The organism is Oryzihumus sp., assembly GCF_036391795.1.
GTDB lineage: Bacteria > Actinomycetota > Actinomycetes > Actinomycetales > Dermatophilaceae > Oryzihumus.
This window is the reverse complement of record NZ_DASVZH010000141.1, coordinates 1-18,655: the sequence shown is the minus strand read 5'-3', so window position 1 is coordinate 18,655 and position 18,655 is coordinate 1. Positions and strand designations below refer to the sequence as shown.

The window sequence follows — 18,655 nt, the reverse complement described above, 5'->3', positions numbered from 1 at the left end:
CTGGAAAGACGTGGTGCCCCGTTTCACGTGAAACGGGGCACCGGGGCTGGTCGGCCTGAGCCGGATTGCTCCGGTCAGGCGGGAAGGATCACGACGTGCCGGTTCGGCTCGGCGCCCTCGGACTCCGAGGTCAGGCCGGCGGCCACCACCTCGTCGTGCACGACCTTGCGCTCGAACGCCGTCATGGACTCGAGCGCCTTGCGCTCACCGGAGCTGCGGACCTCGGCGATCGCGTCGCGGGCCACCGACACCAGCGTGGCCCGGCGGTCGGCGCGGAAACCGGCGACGTCGAGCATGAGCCGGCTGCGCTCCCCTGTCTGCGCCTGGACGGCCAGCCGGGTCAGCTCCTGGAGGGCGTCCAGGACCTTGCCGTCCTGCCCGACCAGCCGGCGAGGGACGCGGCCCTCGTCGGAGTCGACGATGGCCACCGCAGCACGGTCGCCGTCGACGTCCACGTCGATGTCACCGTCGAGGTCGGCGATGTCGAGCAGGCGCTCGAGGAAGTCGGCTGCGACCTCCCCCTCCCGCTCGAGCTGCTTGACGCGGTCGGTCTCCGTGGCGGGTGCGGCGAGGTCGGACGTCGCCTGGGCTTCCTGCTGCTCGGTCATCGTGTGTGCTCCTGCGCTGCATCGGGGGTCATGGTCCCCGGGTGGGTCAGATCAAGGCGGCGAGGCCGGCGGCTCGGAGCCGGCCCGCGGGTCGAGGCGCGTGGCCCCGGGAGGTCAGACGTCCCGCTCGGCGACCGAGGCCTCCGGGGCCTTGGCGTCGCCCTGCGGCGGCGCGCTCGGCTTCTGGCGGCCCTTGCGTTTGGGCTGCTGGCGCTGGCCGGTCCGGGGCTTCTCCGGCTCCACTGCGGGCTCGGCCACGGGGGTCTCGCTGTGGAGCCCGGGGATGGTGAACCGCTTGTGCTCCTGGCCCTTCTTGAGGCGCCGCTCCTCGAGGGCCTTCTCGGCGGGCGACCCGGGGGCCGGCATGCGGCGGATGACGTAGAACTGCTGACCCATCGACCACAGGTTGGTGGTGAGCCAGTACAGCAGGACACCGATCGGGAAGTTGACACCGGAGATCGCGAAGAACAGCGGCATCACGTAGAGCAGCACCTTCTGCTGCTTGGCGAACGGGTTGTCCATGGCCGTCGCCGGCATGTTCTTCATCATCAGCTGGCGCTGCGTGGTGAAGGTGGTGATCGACATCAGCACGATGAGCACCACGGTGAGGATCTGCGTGCTCGTGCTGTGCGCGCCGACGAACTTGTCCGACAGGGAGGCACCGAGGATGGTGGAGGACTCCGCCTGGGCGGCGACCGGCTGGGTGATCGGGCCGATCGGCGCGTGCGTGCCGTGCGCGATGGCGCTGAGGTTGTTGAGCACCCGGAACAGCGCGAAGAAGATCGGGGACTGCAGCAGGATCGGCAGGCACGAGCTGAACGGGTTGGTGCCCGTGCGCTTGTACAGCTCCATCGTCTCCTGGGTCATCGCCTGGCGGGACTCAGGGTCGGTCTTGCCCTTGTACTTCTTCTGGATCTTCTGCATCTCGGGCTGGATGAGCTGCATCCGGCGCGAGGCGTGGATCTGCTTGACGAACAGCGGGATCAGGATGATCCGAATCAGGATCGTCAGCCCCACGATCGACAGGGCCCAGGTCCACCCGGAGTCAGGGGGCAGCCCGATGGCGCTCAGTCCCTGGTGGAAGCCGTACATGATCCATGCGACGGCGATCTCGAGGGGGGCGAGCAAGGTGTCCATGAGTTCCTCTGTGTGCAGCGAGCCTCGGCTCGCACGGGTGGCGGTGGGAGTCGGCCGTATCCCGGCCTGTCACCACGCGCAGATGGTCAAGGGTGTCGTGGCCGGGGCGTGCCGGACGGCACGTCCTGCGGAACGTGGTCGACCCCGCCGGGGTTCCACGGGTGGCAGCGCAGCAGCCGCCGCACCGCGAGCCAGCCGCCGCGGAACAGTCCGAAACGCTCGAGCGCGGTCACGGCGTACGCCGAGCAGGAGGGGTAGAAGCGGCAGGTCGGCGGGTGCATCGGGGAGAGCAGGAGCTGGTAGCCCCGGATGAGCCAGATCGCGGGGCGGGCGATCGCCCGGCCGACGGGGCCCACGTCAGGCCCGTGCCTTCAGGCGGCGCAGCACCGTGGGCAGCACCCGGTCCAGGTCGGCGCCCAGCGCGGCAGCGTCGGCGCCGGCAGCGGCCGGGTTGGCCCGGACCACGAGGTCGGCGCCCTCCGGCAGCAGGGCGGTGCGAGCGGTCATCAGGTGGCGCAGCACGCGCTTGGTCCGGTTGCGCACGACCGCTCCGCCGACAGCCTTGGACACAACAAAACCGACCCGCGGCGGGAGACCCGCTCGCGCGTCGGTTGTGTTGGCATGCACCACGATGAGTCGGGTGCCCGCTCGGGGCCCGCGCACCGCGACGCTGAAATCGGCGCTCTCACGCAGCCGATGACGCGCCGGCAGCACGCCCCGGGCCTCAGGCGGACAGCTCGGAACGGCCCTTGCGGCGACGGGCGGCCAAGATGGCGCGGCCGGCGCGGGTGCGCATCCGCAGGCGGAAGCCGTGGGTCTTGGCCCGGCGGCGGTTGTTCGGCTGGAAGGTGCGCTTGCTCACGAGACTCTCCGTTGCTGCACAGACGATGGTCTGATCGGGTGGATGACTGCGGTGATCAGCCGCAATCGGAAGCCCGCGCGGTCCTGTCAGGGTCACGGGCATGCGAAAACGGCCGACATACACGGCCGCGTCCACGGTACGGGAGTGGTCCACCGAGGGTCAAACCAGCAGAGCGTACGCCACCGGGGCCCTCGGCGGCAGGGAAACCAGCCCAGGTGAGCACGCTCAGGTCCGCCGACAAGGCGACACGCCGGGGGAAGTCCAGACGCGGGCGAAGATCGCACCACGATTTTCCCATTCGGCTTGCTGCTGCCTTCGCCGCCTTGTTAGCGTCGCGCCTCGCGCCGGCCCCATACCGATATTCACAGACTGTGGACAAAGGTGTGGACGGACTATCATCGGGGGACTCCCAACCGGGACGAATCAGGCATCTCACCACAGGGACGGACTCACGTGACCGACGCGCATGTCGACTTCGGGCACGTCTGGCAGGACACCCTCATCGCCCTGGATGCCGCAGGGATCACCGCCCAGCAGCGCGCGTTCCTCCGCCTGGCCAAGTTCGTCGGCCTGCTCGACCAGACCGCCCTCCTGGCCGTCCCCAACGACTTCACCAAGGACATCGTCGAGACCAAGGCCCGGGAGCAGGTCTCCCAGGCGCTGTCGGACCAGCTCGGTCGCGAGATCCGGATCGCGGTCACGGTCGACCCGCAGCTCGCCGAGGTCCCGGCGGAGGCCCCGCTCGAGGACGAGCACGACGACGACGTCGTCGACGAGCTCCCCTCCGGCGGCGTGTCGCTGCCCTTCGCCCCGCCGCGCGGCTCGTCCGGGCCTGGTCGCCAGCGCAGCGCGCAGGAGCGCGAGCAGGCCGAGATCGACGCGGCGCGGCTGAACCCGAAGTACACCTTCGACACCTTCGTCATCGGGGCGAGCAACCGGTTCGCGCACGCGGCCGCCGTCGCGGTGGCAGAGGCCCCGGCCAAGGCGTACAACCCGCTGTTCGTCTACGGCGAGTCCGGGCTGGGCAAGACCCACCTGCTGCACGCCATTGGGCACTACGCACGCAACCTCTACCCGCACGTGCGGGTGCGCTACGTGAACTCCGAGGAGTTCACCAACGACTTCATCAACAGCATCCGCGACGACAAGGCCTCGGCTTTCCAGAGCCGCTACCGCGAGGTCGACGTGCTGCTGATCGACGACATCCAGTTCCTCCAGGGCAAGGTCCAGACCCAGGAGGAGTTCTTCCACACGTTCAACACCCTGCACAACGCCAACAAGCAGGTGGTCATCACCAGCGACCTGCCCCCCAAGCTGCTCGCCGGCTTCGAGGAGCGCATGCGCAGCCGGTTCGAATGGGGCCTGCTGACCGATGTGCAGCCGCCCGACCTCGAGACCCGCATCGCGATCCTGCGCAAGAAGGCCATCCAGGAGCGGATGAACGCCCCGGACGACGTGCTCGAGTTCATCGCCAGCAAGATCTCGACCAACATCCGCGAGCTCGAGGGCGCCCTCATCCGGGTCACCGCCTTCGCCAGCCTCAACCGCCAGATGGTCGACCTCGGCCTCGCCGAGATCGTGCTCAAGGACCTCATCCCCAACGACCAGGGCAGCCAGATCACCTCGGCCACGATCATGGCCCAGACAGCCGCCTACTTCGGGCTGACCATCGAGGACCTGTGCAGCACCTCCCGCTCCCGGGTGCTGGTCAACGCCCGGCAGATCGCGATGTACCTGTGTCGTGAGCTCACCGAGCTGTCCCTGCCCAAGATCGGCCAGCAGTTCGGCGGCCGGGACCACACCACGGTCATGCACGCGGACAAGAAGATCCGCGAGCTGATGGCCGAGCGCCGGTCGATCTACAACCAGGTCACCGAGCTGACCAACCGGATCCGCTCCCAGTCGCGCTGACCCCGCTGCCCCACCCGAAAGGCCCTCCCCGGAGGGCCTTTCGTGCGTCCCGGGCGCCGTCAGGGAGTGAGGGCCTGCGGCGGCTGAACCCGGCATACGGGCTCCTTGAGGGTTCCTTGAGGGCTGACCGCGGGTCTTGGGGGGTCCTTGCGGGTTTGCCTGCCAGGCGCTTGAGATCCGGTCGCCAGTGTTCTCGGTGTCGGGACAACACGGTCCCGGAGGGCACGCCCCTCACTGAGCAGGTCGGAGACAGCAATGCGACTCAGCCTCACCAGCACCGGCGGGAAGGTCCTCGCCTCCACCGTCGTCCTCGGGGCGGCCGCGACGATCGCCGGCCTCGGCACGTTCGGCTCCTTCACCTCCACGACGAGCGCCAACGAGAGCGCCAGCACCGGCACCGTGGTGATCGGGCTGGCCGCCGACGGCACCGACAACCGCCTCTCCGTCGCGGCGACCGGCCTGGTGCCGGGTGACACCGTCCAGCGCGTGGTCAAACTGAACAACACCGGCTCTCAGGGCCTGGCCGGCGTCACGCTGACGACGGCGGCCACCACCTCGAGCCTGCTCGACACCGACGTCACCAACGGCCTGCAGCTGAAGATCGACTCCTGCTCGGTCCCGTGGACCGAGGCCGGCACCTCCCCCGCCTACACCTACACGTGCAGCGGCACCACCAAGGCCGTGCTGGCCAGCCGGGCCGTCATCGGCACGACCATGGCGCTGTCCAACCTGTCCTCCCTGGCGTCCGGAGCCAGCGACAACCTCAAGGTCACGCTGTCCTTCCCCGGCACCGCCGACAACACGTTCCAGAACAAGTCCAGCGTCATCGGGTTCGCCTTCGACGCGCTCCAGCGGACGGCCACCGACCGCTGACCCCGGACGCGTGGTGCCCGCGAATCCCCCCTGCGGCGGGCACCACGCCCACACCTGCTGGACCGACCACCCCGGACGAGACACGGAAGGAAGGCATCCGATGCGACTCAGGACCCGCCCCCGGTCCCTCGCCCGGATGCGCGCCCACGCCTCGTCGGTCGGGACAGCCCCCCAGCGGGCCGCCCCGGCGTGCGCCGGACGCCCCCACCGCGCCGCGCGCCGGGCGGTCCGCCTCCTCGGCAACCTCGTCCTCATCCTCGTCATCACGCTCTTCGCCGGCCTGGCCATCGGCCCGCACGTGCTCGGCTACCGGACGATGACGATGCTCACCGGCAGCATGGCCCCCGGCATCAACCCGGGTGACGTCACCGTTGCCGTCCCCGAGCCGGTCGGCCAGCTCGCCGTCGGGCAGGTCATCACCTACCGGATCCCCATCGCCGACCACCGCGTCGTCAGCCACCGGGTCGTCTCGGTCCAGCTCCAGGCCGACGGCGGCGTCCGGATCCGCACCAAGGGAGACCACAACCCCGGGCGAGACCCGTGGACCGCCGTCATCACCGACCGGCAGGTATGGCGGGTGGTCGCCGTCGTGCCACACCTCGGCTCGGTGATCCGCCCCCTGCAGGGACCCGTGCTGCGCACGGTGTTCCTCTACGTCGGACCGGCGGCGCTGGCCCTGCTGGTCCTGGCCGGCATCTGGCGCCGCGACTCGTCCGGGGAACGGGTGGCGGACGCCGGAGCGCCCGCGGGGACCCTCGACGAGACGGTCACGGCCCGGCTCGAGGACGAGCTCGGTGACCCGGTCGGCGCCCGGGACTTCCTGACCCGCTGGAGCGACCTGCTGCAGCCACGGCTGGACCGCGTGGAGCTCGCCCTCGACAAGGGTCAGTTCTCGGCCGCACGCGAGTGCGCGCTCAGCATGCAGGTCACCGGCTCGATGATCGGGCTGACCGGCTTCGCCTCGGCCGCCCGCACCCTGGAGAGCGCCCTGCTCGAGGAGGACCTCGCCGTGGCGCGAACCGCCTTCGCCGACCTGAGGCGGCTCGCCCCGGCGTCGGCGCGAGCCGTCCGGGACCACCTGGCTGCCGAACCCGCCTGACCCACACCCGATCCCCGGAGGACCGACGATGAGCACCACCCCCCTCGCTCGCCGGCTGGTCGCCGGTGCGTGTGCAGGTGTCGTGCTGGTGCTGCTGGGGGCGACGGGGGCCTTCGGCGCCTTCCGGGCGTCGACCAGCGCCGGCCACCAGGAGTCGACCAACAGCATCGTGCTGCCCACGCCGACCGTCTCCCTCACCTGCAACGGCGGTAGCGGAAAGGCGAAGCTGGCGGCGACGTGGTCGGCGCCGAGCATGGGCGTCACGACCAGCTCGACGGCAACGTTCCTCAATGCGTACACCGTGTCGATCACGCTTGACGGGTCAGGTGTCTACACCCAGACGGGCGGGACGACGAGCACTTACAGCCAGAACGTCACCACGTCCACCAGTCCCCACACGGCCACCATCACCGTGGCGGTCACCAGCTCGACCAGGTGGGCGGCGACCGTCTCGGCGTCCGCCTCCCGGCCCTGCTGAGCAGGTCAGGTGTTGCGGCGTGCCGCCAGCTCGGCAAGGTCGGGCTGGCCGAAGCGGTAGCCGACTCCCCAGACGGTGCGGATCCACTCCTCGTCACCCAGCTTGCGGCGCAGGTTGCCGACGTGGACCTCGACGAGGTGGGTGTCCTTGACCCACTCGGTCTTCCACACGGTGCGCAGCAGTGCCTCCCGGGTCCAGACCCGCCGCGGCTGCCCGAACAGGGCGGCGAGCAGGTCGAACTCGGTGCGCGTGAGGGTCAGCTCCTCGCCGTCGAGCACGGCGACGCGGCTCTCGGGGTCAACGGTGAGCCGGTCGACGGGCTCGGCCGAGGACGACTCACCAGCTGTCGTCGCGGGCGCGTCGGAGGCGGTCGCCTCGGCGGCGGCACGCCCCACAGCGGGGACACCACCGCGCGGGCGCCGCAGCATGGCTCCGACCCGGGCACGCAGGTCACGCGGGCTGAACGGCTTGGTGATGTAGTCGTCCGCACCGATCTCCAGGCCGACCAGCTGGTCCACCTCATCGGCACGGGCCGAGAGCATGATGACGTAGGCGTCGCTGATCGACCGGATCCGGCGACACACCTCGAAGCCGTCGATGTCAGGCAGGCCGAGGTCCAGCGTCACGAGGACGGGTTGGCGCCGGCGGACCAGCTCGAGCCCCTCGGCACCGGACGAGGCGGAGATGACCTGCAGGCCCCGCTGCTCGAGCACGGCCTGGACCAGGGCCCGGATGTCCTCGTCGTCCTCGATCACCACCGCGGTACCGGCCACCGTGTCCACCCTGCACCCCCGTTCGCGCCAACCGCGGTCATCTGGGTGCCCATGCTAGACATTTTCGGACGAATTTCGTGGACCTTCCGGCCGACGCCTCGTCCACAGGGTTCTCCACACCTTGTGCGGTGGGCGTGACCTCACTGTGACCCGTCGTCTCGCACAAATGACGTAGTTCTAGTCCACACATGTGCACAAGCCTGTGGATAACCCGAGCCCCTCCCCACGCCCACACACATGTGGACAGGCCGGTGGACAACCGGTGCACGCGCCTCCCGTGCCTGTGGACAGCATGGAGCGGTCGGTGGAGAGCCTGTGGACACGGATTTTCCGTCCACAGGCCGGCCTGGTTGTCCCCGAACCGCGTCCACAGGTCCTGCACACGGCCGGCGCGGCGGTGACCAGCCCGGTTGCCTGCTGTCCACACTGTCCACAGCCCCTATGACAGTGATGAGACATCCCATCCACTCATCCCGCCCCGAGTACGAACCCTGTGCACGGCTGTGGGTTCACGAACTGCAGGACTTGGTTTTCCCAAGTCGGTGGCGGGCACTAGTGTCAGCACGCACTCTTGTGAGTCGTTGGTCTGCGAAAGGGCGGGTACTGGTGAAGTTCAGGGTCGAGCGCGACGTTCTCGCCGAGGCGGTCACGTGGGCGGCGCGTGGTCTGCCGACACGCCCTCCGGTCCCGGTCCTCGCCGGCGTGCTCCTCGAGGCCAGCGCGGAGGGCACCCTCACGCTGTCGGCCTTCGACTACGAGGTCTCCGCGCGGGTCACCGTCCCGGCCGAGGTCTCCGAGCCCGGCACGGTCCTGGTGCTCGGCCGCCTGCTCGCCGACATCTCCCGCAACCTGCCGCCCCGTCCGATCGAGGTCAGCACCGAGGGCAACAAGGTCCAGGTGACCTGTGGGTCCAGCCGCTTCAGCCTGCTGATGATGCCGGCCGACGACTACCCGACGCTGCCGACTTCCCCCGCCCCGAGCGGCACCATCCCCGGTGACGCCTTCACCCAGGCCGTCGCGCAGGTGAGCATCGCCGCCGACCGCGGTGACACCCTGCCGATCCTCACCGGCGTCCGCGTCGAGATCGAGGGTGACCGGGTGACGCTGCTGGCCACTGACCGCTACCGCCTCGCGATGCGCGAGCTGCAGTGGAACCCCGAGCGCACCGACGCCCACCACGTCGCGCTGGTGCCGGCCCGCACGCTCTCCGACACGGCCAAGGCGCTCGGTGCCTCGGGCTCGATCGAGATCGCGTTCGGCACGGCCGCCGCCGGCGAGGGCCTCATCGGCTTCGAGGCAGGCCAGCGCCGCACCACCACCCGGCTCCTGGACGGTGAGTACCCCAAGGTCACCTCGATCTTCCCGACCACGGTCGACACCGAGGCCGTCGTCGAGACCGCGGCGCTGGTCGAGGCCGTCAAGCGCGTCTCGCTCGTCGCCGAGCGCAACACCCCCGTCCGGCTCCGGTTCAGCGACGGCCAGCTCGCCATCGAGGCCGGCACCGGCGACGACGCCCAGGCCAGCGAGGCGATCGAGTGCGCGCTGACCGGCCCGGACATCGAGATCGCGTTCAACCCGCAGTTCCTGCTCGACGGCCTCGGTGTCGTCGGCACGGCATACTCGCGGCTCTCCTTCACCCAGGCGAGCCGGCCGGCGGTGCTGTCCGGGCAGGACAAGCTCGACGGCGAGCCGGACGAGTCGTACCGCTACGTGCTCATGCCGGTCCGCTTCGCCAGCTGAGGCGGCCGGGACGTAGCCTGACCCCTTGGGGCCTGCCCATCGGCGGCCCCGACGCAACGTCTCCACACACCTCGAAGGGGTAAGCCATGCACCTCGGACTCATCGGCCTCGGCAAGATGGGCGGCAACATGCGCGAGCGCATCCGCCGCGCCGGGCACGAGGTGGTCGGTTTCGACCGCAACCCCGAGGTCAGCGACGTCGACAGCCTCAAGGCCCTGGCCGAGGCGCTGCCCGCGCCGCGCACGGTCTGGGTGATGGTGCCGGCCGGTGAGCCGACGCGCGCGACGGTGGCCGAGCTCGGGGAGGTCCTCGAGGAGGGTGACCTGGTGATCGACGGCGGCAACAGCCGCTTCACCGACGACGCCGTCAACGCAGAGACGTTGGCCGCCAAGGGAATTGGCTACCTCGACTGCGGCGTCAGTGGAGGCGTGTGGGGCCTGGACAACGGCTATGGCCTCATGGTCGGCGGCGACGCAGACCACGTCGAGCGCGCCATGCCGATCTTCGACGCGCTGCGCCCCGAGGGCCCGCGCGAGGAGGGCTTCGTCCACGCCGGCGCCGTCGGCGCGGGCCACTACGCCAAGATGGTGCACAACGGCATCGAGTACGGCCTGATGCAGGCCTACGCCGAGGGCTACGAGCTGCTCGCCGCCAAGGACATCGTCACCGACGTGCACGGCAGCTTCAAGGCGTGGACCCGCGGCACCGTCGTCCGCTCCTGGCTGCTGGACCTGCTCGTCAAGGCCCTCGAGGAGGACCCCGGCCTGGCGAAGATCAGCGGCTACACCGAGGACTCCGGCGAGGGGCGCTGGACCGTCGAGGAGGGCATCGCCAACGCGGTGCCGATGCCGGTCATCTCCGCGGCGCTGTTCGCCCGCTTCGCCTCGCGCCAGGACGACTCCCCCGCGATGAAGGCCGTCTCCGCGCTGCGCAACCAGTTCGGCGGCCACGCCACCCGCGCCGCTGACGCCGGTCCGAGCTCGGGCTCCGGCTCGACCGACTGACGCCGGCCGGCCGTCCCGGGGTCGCCTCCGTGCACCTGCGCCACCTGTCCGTCGCCGACTTCCGCAGCTACGCGGCGGCCGAGCTGCCGCTGTCCCCCGGCGTCACCACGCTGGTCGGGCTCAACGGTCAGGGCAAGACCAACCTGGTCGAGGCGGTGGGCTACCTCGCGACCCTGGGCAGCCACCGGGTGGCCACCGACGCGCCGCTGGTCCGGTTCGGCGCGAGCCAGGCCGTGATCCGCGGCGCCGTCGTGCGCGAGGGGCGCGAGACGATGGTCGAGCTCGAGATCACCCCGGGGCGGGCCAACCGGGCGCGGCTCAACCGGTCGCCGGTGCCGCGCCCCCGGGACGTGCTGGGGACGCTGCGCACGGTGCTCTTCGCCCCTGAGGACCTCGCCCTGGTCAAGGGCGACCCCTCCGAGCGGCGCCGGTTCCTCGACGAGCTGCTGGTCGCCCGCCAACCCCGGTGGGCCGGCGTCCGTGCGGACTACGACAAGGTGCTCAAGCAGCGCAACGCCCTGCTGAAGTCGGCAGCACCGGTGCTGCGCAAGGGATCCGGGCGTCGGCCGCGCCCCGGCGACGAGCCGGTCGAGGACGCCCGCGCCAATGCGCTGCACACCCTGGACGTGTGGAACGGCCAGCTCGCACGGGTCGGCGCCTCACTGCTCTACGCGCGGCTGCGGCTGCTGCACGACCTCGGCCCCTATCTGTCCAAGGCCTACGACGAGGTCAGCGCGGGGCAGTCGGACGCGCGGGTCTCCTACAAGTCCTCGGTGCGCGAGCCGATGGCCGCGGTGATCGCCGCCGGCACCGTGCCCACGCTGGAGGAGCTGCACGAGGAGCTGCTCGCTGCCCTCGCCGAGGCCCGACCCCAGGAAGTCGAGCGCGGGGTCTCCCTGGTCGGCCCGCACCGCGACGACGTGCTGCTCACCCTGGGCCAGCTGCCGGCCAAGGGCTACGCCAGCCACGGCGAGTCGTGGTCGTTCGCGCTGGGACTGCGGCTCGCGGCATACCAGCTGTTGCGGCACGACCTCGGCCAGGACCCGGTGCTGATCCTCGACGACGTCTTCGCCGAGCTCGACGCCGGACGGCGCGAGCGACTCGCCGCGCTGGTCGCCGACTGCGAGCAGGTGCTGATCACCGCCGCGGTGGCCCAGGACGTGCCGGCGTCGCTGGCCGGCAGCACGTATCACGTCTCGTTGGGTGAGGTCGCCCGTGTCCCCTGAGGAGCAACCCGAGCGCGCGCCTGAGGCGGAGGCCGAGGACACCGCCGCGGACGCCCCCGACACCGCGGCGGCCTCCGCGCTGGCCAGGGCCCGCGAGGCCGCTCGTGCCAAGGGGCTGCGGCCGGGGCGCGCGCCGGCCCGCCGGGACCGGGACGCCCGGCGGCAGCGGGCCACCCGGGACAACCGCGACGGCTACCGCGACCCCGCCCTGCTCGGGGACCAGATGGAGCGGCTGCTGCTGGACCGCGGATGGAACGTCGACGTCGCCGTCGGCTCGGTCATGGGTCGCTGGTCCGCCATCGTCGGGCCGGACGTCGCGGGGCACGTCACGCCGGTGACCTTCGAGGACGGCGTGCTCACCGTGCGGGCGGACTCCACGGCCTGGGCCACGCAGATGCGGCTGATGTCCTCCTCGCTGCTGACCCGGCTGGAGTCCGAGGTCGGCGCCGGTTCGGTGACCGGGCTGCAGGTGCTCGGTCCGAGCGCACCGAGCTGGTCCCGCGGGCCCCGCCGGGCCCAGGGTCCGGGGCCGCGGGACACCTACGGCTGAGCCGGTGCGTGGTCGTCGGGCGACCGCTGCTGGACGCCCGTTCTCGCGCCCTGACGGGGCCGGGCGCGTGGGGGGAGTAGGAAACCGGGGTTTTTTCGGCCGACATGGGCCTCTCCGGGCCTCCTGGGCGGGGGTTTGTCGTCATCGACCGGTAGAATGGTCAGCAATCGGCGGCTGTCGCGACCGCAGGTCACGACCGGGAGATTTCCGGTCACCCGTCTGCGTCGCGGGCCGCTTCCCGTGCCCGCGCCTGCCCCTGCGGCGCCGGGCCTGCGTCTGACTGCCACGAAGGAGCACTGTGTCCGAGGTCAGCCCCGACAACCTGCCGAACGACCCCACCCCGGACCTCGAGCTCGCGCCCGTGCCGCTGGCCTCACCCGCCTACGACGCCAGCGCGATCACCGTGCTCGAGGGGCTCGAGGCCGTGCGCAAGCGCCCCGGCATGTACATCGGCTCCACCGGTGAGCGCGGCCTGCACCACCTGGTGTGGGAGATCGTCGACAACTCCGTGGACGAGGCCCTGGCAGGCAAGGCCGACCGGATCGACGTCACCCTGCTAGCCGATGGCGGCGTCCGCGTGCGCGACAACGGCCGTGGCATCCCCACCGGCCCGAACGAGCAGTACGGCGTCTCGACCGTCGAGCTCGTCCTCACCCAGCTGCACGCCGGCGGCAAGTTCGGCGGCGGCGGCTACAAGGTCTCCGGTGGTCTCCACGGCGTCGGGTCCTCGGTCGTCAACGCGCTGTCGAGCCGGCTCGACGCCGAGGTACGCCAGCTCGGCCACGCCTGGCGGATGTCCTTCTCCAACGGCGTGCCGGACGCGCCGCTGGAGAAGATGGAGGAGACCGACGAGACCGGCACCACCATCACGTTCTGGCCCAGCGAGGACGTCTTCGAGTCCACGACCTACGACTTCGAGACCATCCGGGCCCGCTTCCAGCAGACGGCGTTCCTCAACAAGGGCCTGACCATCACCCTCACAGACGAGCGGCCGCAGGCGGCCACCGCGGTCGAGGCCGAGGAGCTCGACGAGGGCAGCGCCTCCGAGGAGCCCAAGGCCCGCACGGTCTCCTACCGCTACGACGGCGGCCTGATCGACTACGTCACCCACCTCAACTCCTCCAAGCGCTCCGAGCCGGTGCACCCCGAGGTCATCTCCATCGAGGTCGAGGACCAGGAGCGGATGCTCTCCCTCGAGCTCGCGATGCAGTGGACGACGGCCTACTCCGAGTCGGTCCACACCTACGCCAACAACATCAACACCCACGAGGGCGGCACCCACGAGGAGGGGTTCCGGGCGGCGATGACCAAGCTCATCAACGACTTCGCCCGCAAGCAGAACCTCCTCAAGGACAAGGACGACAACCTCACCGGCGACGACGTCCGCGAGGGCCTGACCGCGGTCGTCTCGGTCAAGCTCGGCGAGCCGCAGTTCGAGGGCCAGACCAAGACCAAGCTCGGCAACTCCGAGGTCAAGGGCTTCGTGCAGCGCGCCATGACCGACGAGTTCGGCCACTGGCTGGAGGCCCACCCGGGCGAGGGCAAGGACATCGTCCGCAAGTCGATCCAGGCCGCAGCGGCGCGGATGGCGGCGCGCAAGGCCCGCGAGGCTACGCGACGCAAGGGCCTGCTGGAGTCCGGCGGCCTGCCCGGCAAGCTGCGCGACTGCCAGAGCAACGACCCGACGATCTCCGAGGTGTTCATCGTCGAGGGTGACTCCGCCGGTGGCTCGGCGGTGCGCGGGCGCAACCCGCAGACCCAGGCGATCCTGCCGATCCGCGGCAAGATCCTCAACGTCGAGAAGGCCCGCATCGACAAGGTGCTCGCCAACAACGAGGTCCAGGCGCTGATCTCCGGCTTCGGCACCGGCATCGGCGAGGACTTCGACATCACCAAGGCGCGCTACCACAAGATCGTGCTCATGGCCGACGCCGACGTCGACGGCATGCACATCCGCACGCTGCTGCTGACGCTGCTGTTCCGCTTCATGCGCCCGCTGATCGAGGCCGGCTACGTCTACCTCGCCCAGCCGCCGCTGTACCGCCTGAAGTGGAGCAACCACGCCCACGAGTTCGCCTACTCCGACCGGGAGCGCGACGCCATGGTCGCCGCCGGCCAGTCCCAGGGCTGGCGCCTGCCCAAGGACAACGGCATCCAGCGCTACAAGGGTCTGGGCGAGATGGACTACAACGAGCTGTGGGAGACCACGATGGACCCCGACCACCGGGTCCTGCTCCAGGTCACCCTCGATGACGCCGCCGCCGCCGACGAGATCTTCGCGATCCTCATGGGCGAGGACGTCGAGAGCCGGCGCGGCTTCATCCAGCGCAACGCCAGGGACGTGCGCTTCCTCGACATCTGACGCGGCACCGCCGGCGGCGCAACGTGCCGCCGGCGACCACACGTCATACCCACCGTCTTTGAACTGCCATGACAGATAAGGGATTTGGACTGTGACTGAGCAGCCGCCGACTTTCGAGACCGACCGGACCGAACCGGTCGATCTCAACCTGGAGATGCAGCGCAGCTACATCGAGTACGCCATGAGCGTCATCGTGAGCCGCGCGCTGCCGGACGTCCGCGACGGCCTGAAGCCGGTGCACCGCCGCGTGCTCTACGCGATGTACGACGGGGGCTACCGGCCCGACCGTGGCTACAACAAGTGCAGCCGCGTCGTCGGCGACGTCATGGGTCAGTACCACCCGCACGGCGACACGGCGATCTACGACGCCCTCGTGCGCCTGGTGCAGGACTGGTCGCTGCGCTACCCGCTCGTCGACGGCCAGGGCAACTTCGGGTCCCCCGGCAACGACCCGGCCGCCGCGCCGCGGTACACCGAGTGCCGGATGGCGCCGCTGTCCATGGAGATGGTGCGCGACATCGACCAGGAGACGGTCGACTTCAAGCCCAACTACGACGGCAAGACGCTGGAGCCGGAGGTCCTGCCCAGCCGGTTCCCGAACCTGCTGGTCAACGGCTCCGCCGGTATCGCGGTCGGCATGGCCACGCAGATCCCGCCGCACAACCTGCGCGAGGTCGCCGAGGGCGTGCAGTGGTACCTGCGCAACGCCGAGGCCTCGCGCGAGGAGCTGCTCAACCACCTGCTGACCACGATCCAGGGTCCGGACTTCCCCACCGGCGCGCTGATCATGGGCCGGAAGGGGATCGAGGAGGCCTACCGCACCGGCCGCGGCTCGATCGTCATGCGCTCGGTGGTCGAGGTCGAGGAGATCCAGAGCCGCCAGTGCCTGGTGGTCACCGAGCTGCCCTACCAGGTCAACCCCGACACCCTCGCCGAGAAGATCGCCGAGCTGGTCAAGGACGGCCGCCTGGCCGGCATCGCCGACATCCGCGACGAGACCTCCGGCCGCACCGGTCAGCGCCTGGTCATCGTGCTCAAGCGCGACGCCGTCGCCAAGGTCGTGCTGAACAACCTCTACAAGCACACCCAGCTGCAGACGACGTTCGGCGCCAACATGCTGGCCCTGGTCGACGGGGTGCCGCGCACCCTGCCGCTGGACGCGTTCATCCGGCACTGGGTGGACCACCAGATGGACGTCATCGTGCGGCGCACGACCTTCCGGCTGCGCAAGGCCGAGGAGGAGGCGCACATCCTGCGCGGCCTGCTCAAGGCCCTGGACGCCCTCGACGAGGTCATTGCCCTGATCCGCGCCTCGCAGACGGTCGAGACCGCCCGCGACGGCCTGATCGAGCTGCTCGGCATCGACGAGCTGCAGGCCATGGCGATCCTCAACATGCAGCTGCGCCGCCTCGCCGCCCTCGAGCGGCAGAAGCTCATCGACCGCCACAACGAGCTCGAGGCGATGATCGCCGAGTTCAAGGCGATCCTGGACTCCCCGCAGCGCCAGCGCGACATCGTCAGCGAGGAGCTGACCGAGATCGTCGACAAGTACGGCGACGAGCGGCGCACCAAGGTCGTGCCCTTCGACGGCGACATGTCGATGGAGGACCTCATCCCCGAGGAGGACGTGGTCGTCACGATCACCCGGGGCGGCTACGCCAAGCGGACCAAGGTCGACCTCTACCGCTCGCAGAAGCGCGGCGGCAAGGGCGTGCGCGGCGCGACGCTGCGTGGCGACGACATCGTGGAGCACTTCTTCACCACGACGACGCACCACTGGCTGCTGTTCTTCACCAACCTGGGCCGGGTCTACCGGGCCAAGGCCTACGAGCTGCCCGAGGGCGGCCGTGAGTCCAAGGGCCAGCACGTGGCCAACCTCATGGCCTTCCAGCCCGGGGAGCAGATCGCCCAGGTCCTGGACCTGCGCGACTACACCAGCGACCCCTACCTGGTGCTGGCCACCCGCAACGGCCTGGTGAAGAAGACGCGCCTGTCGGAGTACGACTCCAACCGCTCCGGCGGCCTCATCGCGGTCAACCTGCGCGACGGCGACGAGCTCGTCGGTGCCGGGGTCGCCTCGGCGGTGGACGACCTGCTGCTGGTGTCGGTCAAGGGCCAGTCGGTCCGCTTCCACGCCAGCGACGAGGCGCTGCGGCCGATGGGCCGACCCACCAGCGGCGTCACCGGCATGAAGTTCCGCGACGGCGACCACCTGCTGTCGATGAGCGTCATCGAGGAGGGCACCGACCCGGACGTCTTCGTGGTCTTCGAGAACGGCCTGGCCAAGCGCACGCCCGCCTCGGACTACCCCGTCAAGGGCCGCGCCACCCTCGGCGTGCTGGTCGCCAAGATCTCCGAGCGTGGCGGCGACCTGGTCGGCGCGCTGACCGTGGACGAGGACGACGAGGTCATGGTCGTCATGGAGAAGGGCAAGATCGTCCGCTCCCGCGTCGACGAGGTGCACCGCACCCGGCGCAACACCCAGGGTGTGAAGTTCGCAACCCCCGACAAGGGTGACGCCATCGTGGCGGTGGCCCGCAACGCCGAGCGCGCCAGCGAGGCCGAGGTCGAGGAGGTCGCCGACGCCGTGGAGGCAGCAGCACCCGGGACCGTGGTCGGTGCCGCGGTCAAGGAGAGCGCGACGGATGTCGAGATGTCCGGCGCGGACGAGGGCAGCCCGGCTCCCGATGCCGTAACGTCGGGTGACGACGTGGACGGCGACACAGGAGGTCAGGAGTGAGCACCGCAGGTCAGTCCGGCGCGGCGACGCGGCCCGACGCGAGCAAGCCGGCGGGATCGCCGAACCGCCCGGCCGAGCGGTCGGCTGACCGGCCGACCGAGGGCATGAGCACCTCGGCGCTGCCGGGCGGCTCCCGCCCGGCGGGTGCCCCGGCGACCGGGACCGGCGCGCCGCGGCCCGCCGCTGCACGTCGGGTCAAGCTCACCGTCTCGCGCGTCGACCCCTGGTCGGTCATGAAGATGTCGTTCCTGCTGTCGGTCGCCGTCGGGATCGCCGGCGTCGTGCTCATGGCGGTCCTGTGGCTGATCCTGTCGGGCATGGGCGTCTTCGCCGACGTCAACCGCACCGTGGAGAGCGTCCTCGGCACCAGCGGCGGCACGAAGTTCGACCTGATGGACTACATCGGCTTCGGCCGGGTGGTCTCCCTGTCGATCGTCATCGGCGTCATCGACGTGGTGCTGATGACCGCGATCGCCACGCTGGGCGCGTTCCTCTACAACGTCTGCTCGGCGCTCGTGGGTGGGCTCCAGCTCACCCTCACCGACGACTGAGGCGGCGTCCTCACCGCACCCTCACCACGACGGCCGGTATGCCGCGCACGGACCCGTGCGCACGGCATACCGGCCGTTGGTGGTTGGGGGAGGTCGTGGGCCGCGGCGGAGGTCCTGGGCGGCTGCCGGGTGCCGTCCGGGGCGGTCCGCGCGGCGGGGTTATCCACAGGCTGTCGTGGCGCGGGGGATGGCGGCCGGAGTGGCGTGATCACGGCACGTCTGCCACCACCATCGCCGCCACCATCGGGTTCGTCGGTGGGTGGGGCGCGTGGGTGGGATCCGTTTTGGTCGCGGCGGGGCCGGTGGGGTAATCTCGGGCGTCGCAAGGCCCCGGCGGAGTCCCGCCGAGCCTGCAGTGTGGATGAGTAGGGGCCTATAGCTCAGTCGGTTAGAGCGCTTCCCTGATAAGGAAGAGGCCACAGGTTCAAGTCCTGTTAGGCCCACCATCACATCCCCGGTCCCGCTGGAGGAGTCGGCTCATGAAGAAGTTCCTGGTGCTGGTGGCCACGGTCTTCGGTGCCCTGGCGATCCAGAAGAAGCTCAAGGCCCAGAAGGCCGAGCAGGAGCTGTGGGCCGAGGCGACGGACCAGCCCGGGAAGTTGTGAACAGGCTTTTCCACAGGCTCATCCACAACTGAAGAGAACCCCTCGGGGGCGTGGCGCAATTGGTAGCGCACCTGCTTTGCAAGCAGGGGGTTAGGGGTTCGAGTCCCCTCGCCTCCACCCCAGGACAGAGGCCCTT

General features: G+C 70.3%; 18 protein-coding genes and 2 tRNA genes. 14 read left to right on the top strand and 6 right to left on the bottom strand.

What is annotated here, in order from left to right:
- Positions 1 to 74 precede the first annotated feature (74 nt).
- From VF825_RS08280 to rpmH, 5 genes are all read right to left on the bottom strand, one after another.
- On the bottom strand, positions 75 to 608 hold the full coding sequence (locus VF825_RS08280; protein ID WP_331112084.1) for a protein jag: 534 nt from the start codon (positions 606 to 608) through the stop codon (positions 75 to 77).
- A 114-nt stretch (positions 609 to 722) separates the two neighbouring features.
- The gene (yidC, locus tag VF825_RS08275; RefSeq protein ID WP_331112082.1) at positions 723 to 1,745 is read right to left on the bottom strand and encodes a membrane protein insertase YidC; all 1,023 of its coding nucleotides are present in this window, start codon (positions 1,743 to 1,745) and stop codon (positions 723 to 725) included.
- Between the two features lie 86 nt (positions 1,746 to 1,831).
- On the bottom strand, positions 1,832 to 2,101 hold the full coding sequence (gene yidD, locus VF825_RS08270) for a membrane protein insertion efficiency factor YidD (RefSeq protein ID WP_331112080.1): 270 nt from the start codon (positions 2,099 to 2,101) through the stop codon (positions 1,832 to 1,834).
- Position 2,102: 1 nt separating this feature from the next.
- A complete protein-coding gene (rnpA, locus tag VF825_RS08265) occupies positions 2,103 to 2,459 on the bottom strand; it encodes a ribonuclease P protein component (protein WP_331112078.1) in 357 nt (118 codons plus the stop codon).
- Between the two features lie 10 nt (positions 2,460 to 2,469).
- Complete coding sequence (gene rpmH, locus VF825_RS08260) at positions 2,470 to 2,607, bottom strand: 50S ribosomal protein L34 (protein ID WP_013885212.1); 138 nt, start codon at positions 2,605 to 2,607, stop codon at positions 2,470 to 2,472.
- Between the two features lie 453 nt (positions 2,608 to 3,060).
- On the opposite strand from rpmH, the gene dnaA reads away from it, so the two are divergent.
- From dnaA to VF825_RS08240, 4 genes are all read left to right on the top strand, one after another.
- Positions 3,061 to 4,518, top strand: coding sequence for a chromosomal replication initiator protein DnaA (gene dnaA, locus VF825_RS08255; RefSeq protein WP_331112061.1), 1,458 nt, complete (start codon positions 3,061 to 3,063; stop codon positions 4,516 to 4,518).
- Positions 4,519 to 4,773: 255 nt separating this feature from the next.
- Entirely contained in the window at positions 4,774 to 5,391 is a 618-nt protein-coding gene (locus VF825_RS08250) for a TasA family protein (protein WP_331112059.1), read from the top strand.
- A 100-nt stretch (positions 5,392 to 5,491) separates the two neighbouring features.
- Positions 5,492 to 6,490 (top strand): signal peptidase I, encoded by a 999-nt coding sequence (locus VF825_RS08245; RefSeq protein WP_331112057.1) that lies wholly within the window; start codon positions 5,492 to 5,494, stop codon positions 6,488 to 6,490.
- Positions 6,491 to 6,518: 28 nt separating this feature from the next.
- A complete protein-coding gene (locus tag VF825_RS08240; RefSeq protein ID WP_331112055.1) occupies positions 6,519 to 6,968 on the top strand; it encodes a hypothetical protein in 450 nt (149 codons plus the stop codon).
- Positions 6,969 to 6,973: 5 nt separating this feature from the next.
- Here the strand turns inward: VF825_RS08240 and VF825_RS08235 are convergent, their stop codons facing one another.
- Positions 6,974 to 7,741, bottom strand: a complete 768-nt coding sequence (locus VF825_RS08235) for a response regulator transcription factor (RefSeq protein ID WP_331112053.1) — start codon at positions 7,739 to 7,741, stop codon at positions 6,974 to 6,976.
- A gap of 606 nt (positions 7,742 to 8,347) precedes the next feature.
- On the opposite strand from VF825_RS08235, the gene dnaN reads away from it, so the two are divergent.
- From dnaN to VF825_RS08185, 10 genes are all read left to right on the top strand, one after another.
- Positions 8,348 to 9,481, top strand: coding sequence for a DNA polymerase III subunit beta (gene dnaN, locus VF825_RS08230; RefSeq protein WP_331112051.1), 1,134 nt, complete (start codon positions 8,348 to 8,350; stop codon positions 9,479 to 9,481).
- A gap of 86 nt (positions 9,482 to 9,567) precedes the next feature.
- Entirely contained in the window at positions 9,568 to 10,485 is a 918-nt protein-coding gene (gene gnd / locus VF825_RS08225; RefSeq protein WP_331112049.1) for a phosphogluconate dehydrogenase (NAD(+)-dependent, decarboxylating), read from the top strand.
- 29 nt (positions 10,486 to 10,514) lie between these two features.
- On the top strand, positions 10,515 to 11,711 hold the full coding sequence (gene recF / locus VF825_RS08220; RefSeq protein WP_331112047.1) for a DNA replication/repair protein RecF: 1,197 nt from the start codon (positions 10,515 to 10,517) through the stop codon (positions 11,709 to 11,711).
- The gene (locus VF825_RS08215; protein WP_331112045.1) at positions 11,701 to 12,261 is read left to right on the top strand and encodes a DUF721 domain-containing protein; all 561 of its coding nucleotides are present in this window, start codon (positions 11,701 to 11,703) and stop codon (positions 12,259 to 12,261) included. The genes recF and VF825_RS08215 overlap by 11 nt, the downstream gene beginning before the upstream one ends.
- Positions 12,262 to 12,559: 298 nt before the next feature.
- Positions 12,560 to 14,623, top strand: a complete 2,064-nt coding sequence (gyrB, locus tag VF825_RS08210; RefSeq protein WP_414695802.1) for a DNA topoisomerase (ATP-hydrolyzing) subunit B — start codon at positions 12,560 to 12,562, stop codon at positions 14,621 to 14,623.
- 154 nt (positions 14,624 to 14,777) lie between these two features.
- Positions 14,778 to 17,363: a DNA gyrase subunit A gene (gyrA, locus tag VF825_RS08205; protein ID WP_414695804.1), complete on the top strand. Its 2,586-nt coding sequence runs from the start codon at positions 14,778 to 14,780 to the stop codon at positions 17,361 to 17,363.
- Positions 17,360 to 17,914 (top strand): DUF3566 domain-containing protein, encoded by a 555-nt coding sequence (locus tag VF825_RS08200; RefSeq protein ID WP_331112043.1) that lies wholly within the window; start codon positions 17,360 to 17,362, stop codon positions 17,912 to 17,914. The genes gyrA and VF825_RS08200 overlap by 4 nt, the downstream gene beginning before the upstream one ends.
- 369 nt (positions 17,915 to 18,283) lie before the next feature.
- Positions 18,284 to 18,360: transfer RNA gene (locus VF825_RS08195), tRNA-Ile, on the top strand.
- Positions 18,361 to 18,393: 33 nt separating this feature from the next.
- Entirely contained in the window at positions 18,394 to 18,519 is a 126-nt protein-coding gene (locus VF825_RS08190) for a DLW-39 family protein (protein ID WP_331112041.1), read from the top strand.
- Between the two features lie 44 nt (positions 18,520 to 18,563).
- Positions 18,564 to 18,636 (top strand) — tRNA-Ala (locus VF825_RS08185).
- Positions 18,637 to 18,655 lie beyond the last annotated feature (19 nt).

Excerpts from the sequence above, each read along its gene's own strand:
- VF825_RS08245 (WP_331112057.1), top strand. The coding sequence starts at position 5,492 with ATGCGACTCAGGACCCGCCCCCGGTCCCTCGCCCGGATGCGCGCCCAC.
- VF825_RS08240 (WP_331112055.1), top strand. The coding sequence starts at position 6,519 with ATGAGCACCACCCCCCTCGCTCGCCGGCTGGTCGCCGGTGCGTGTGCA.
- VF825_RS08280 (WP_331112084.1), bottom strand. The coding sequence starts at position 608 with ATGACCGAGCAGCAGGAAGCCCAGGCGACGTCCGACCTCGCCGCACCC.
- yidC (WP_331112082.1), bottom strand. The coding sequence starts at position 1,745 with ATGGACACCTTGCTCGCCCCCCTCGAGATCGCCGTCGCATGGATCATG.
- VF825_RS08190 (WP_331112041.1), top strand. The coding sequence starts at position 18,394 with ATGAAGAAGTTCCTGGTGCTGGTGGCCACGGTCTTCGGTGCCCTGGCG.
- gyrA (WP_414695804.1), top strand. The coding sequence starts at position 14,778 with ATGCAGCGCAGCTACATCGAGTACGCCATGAGCGTCATCGTGAGCCGC.
- gnd (WP_331112049.1), top strand. The coding sequence starts at position 9,568 with ATGCACCTCGGACTCATCGGCCTCGGCAAGATGGGCGGCAACATGCGC.
- VF825_RS08250 (WP_331112059.1), top strand. The coding sequence starts at position 4,774 with ATGCGACTCAGCCTCACCAGCACCGGCGGGAAGGTCCTCGCCTCCACC.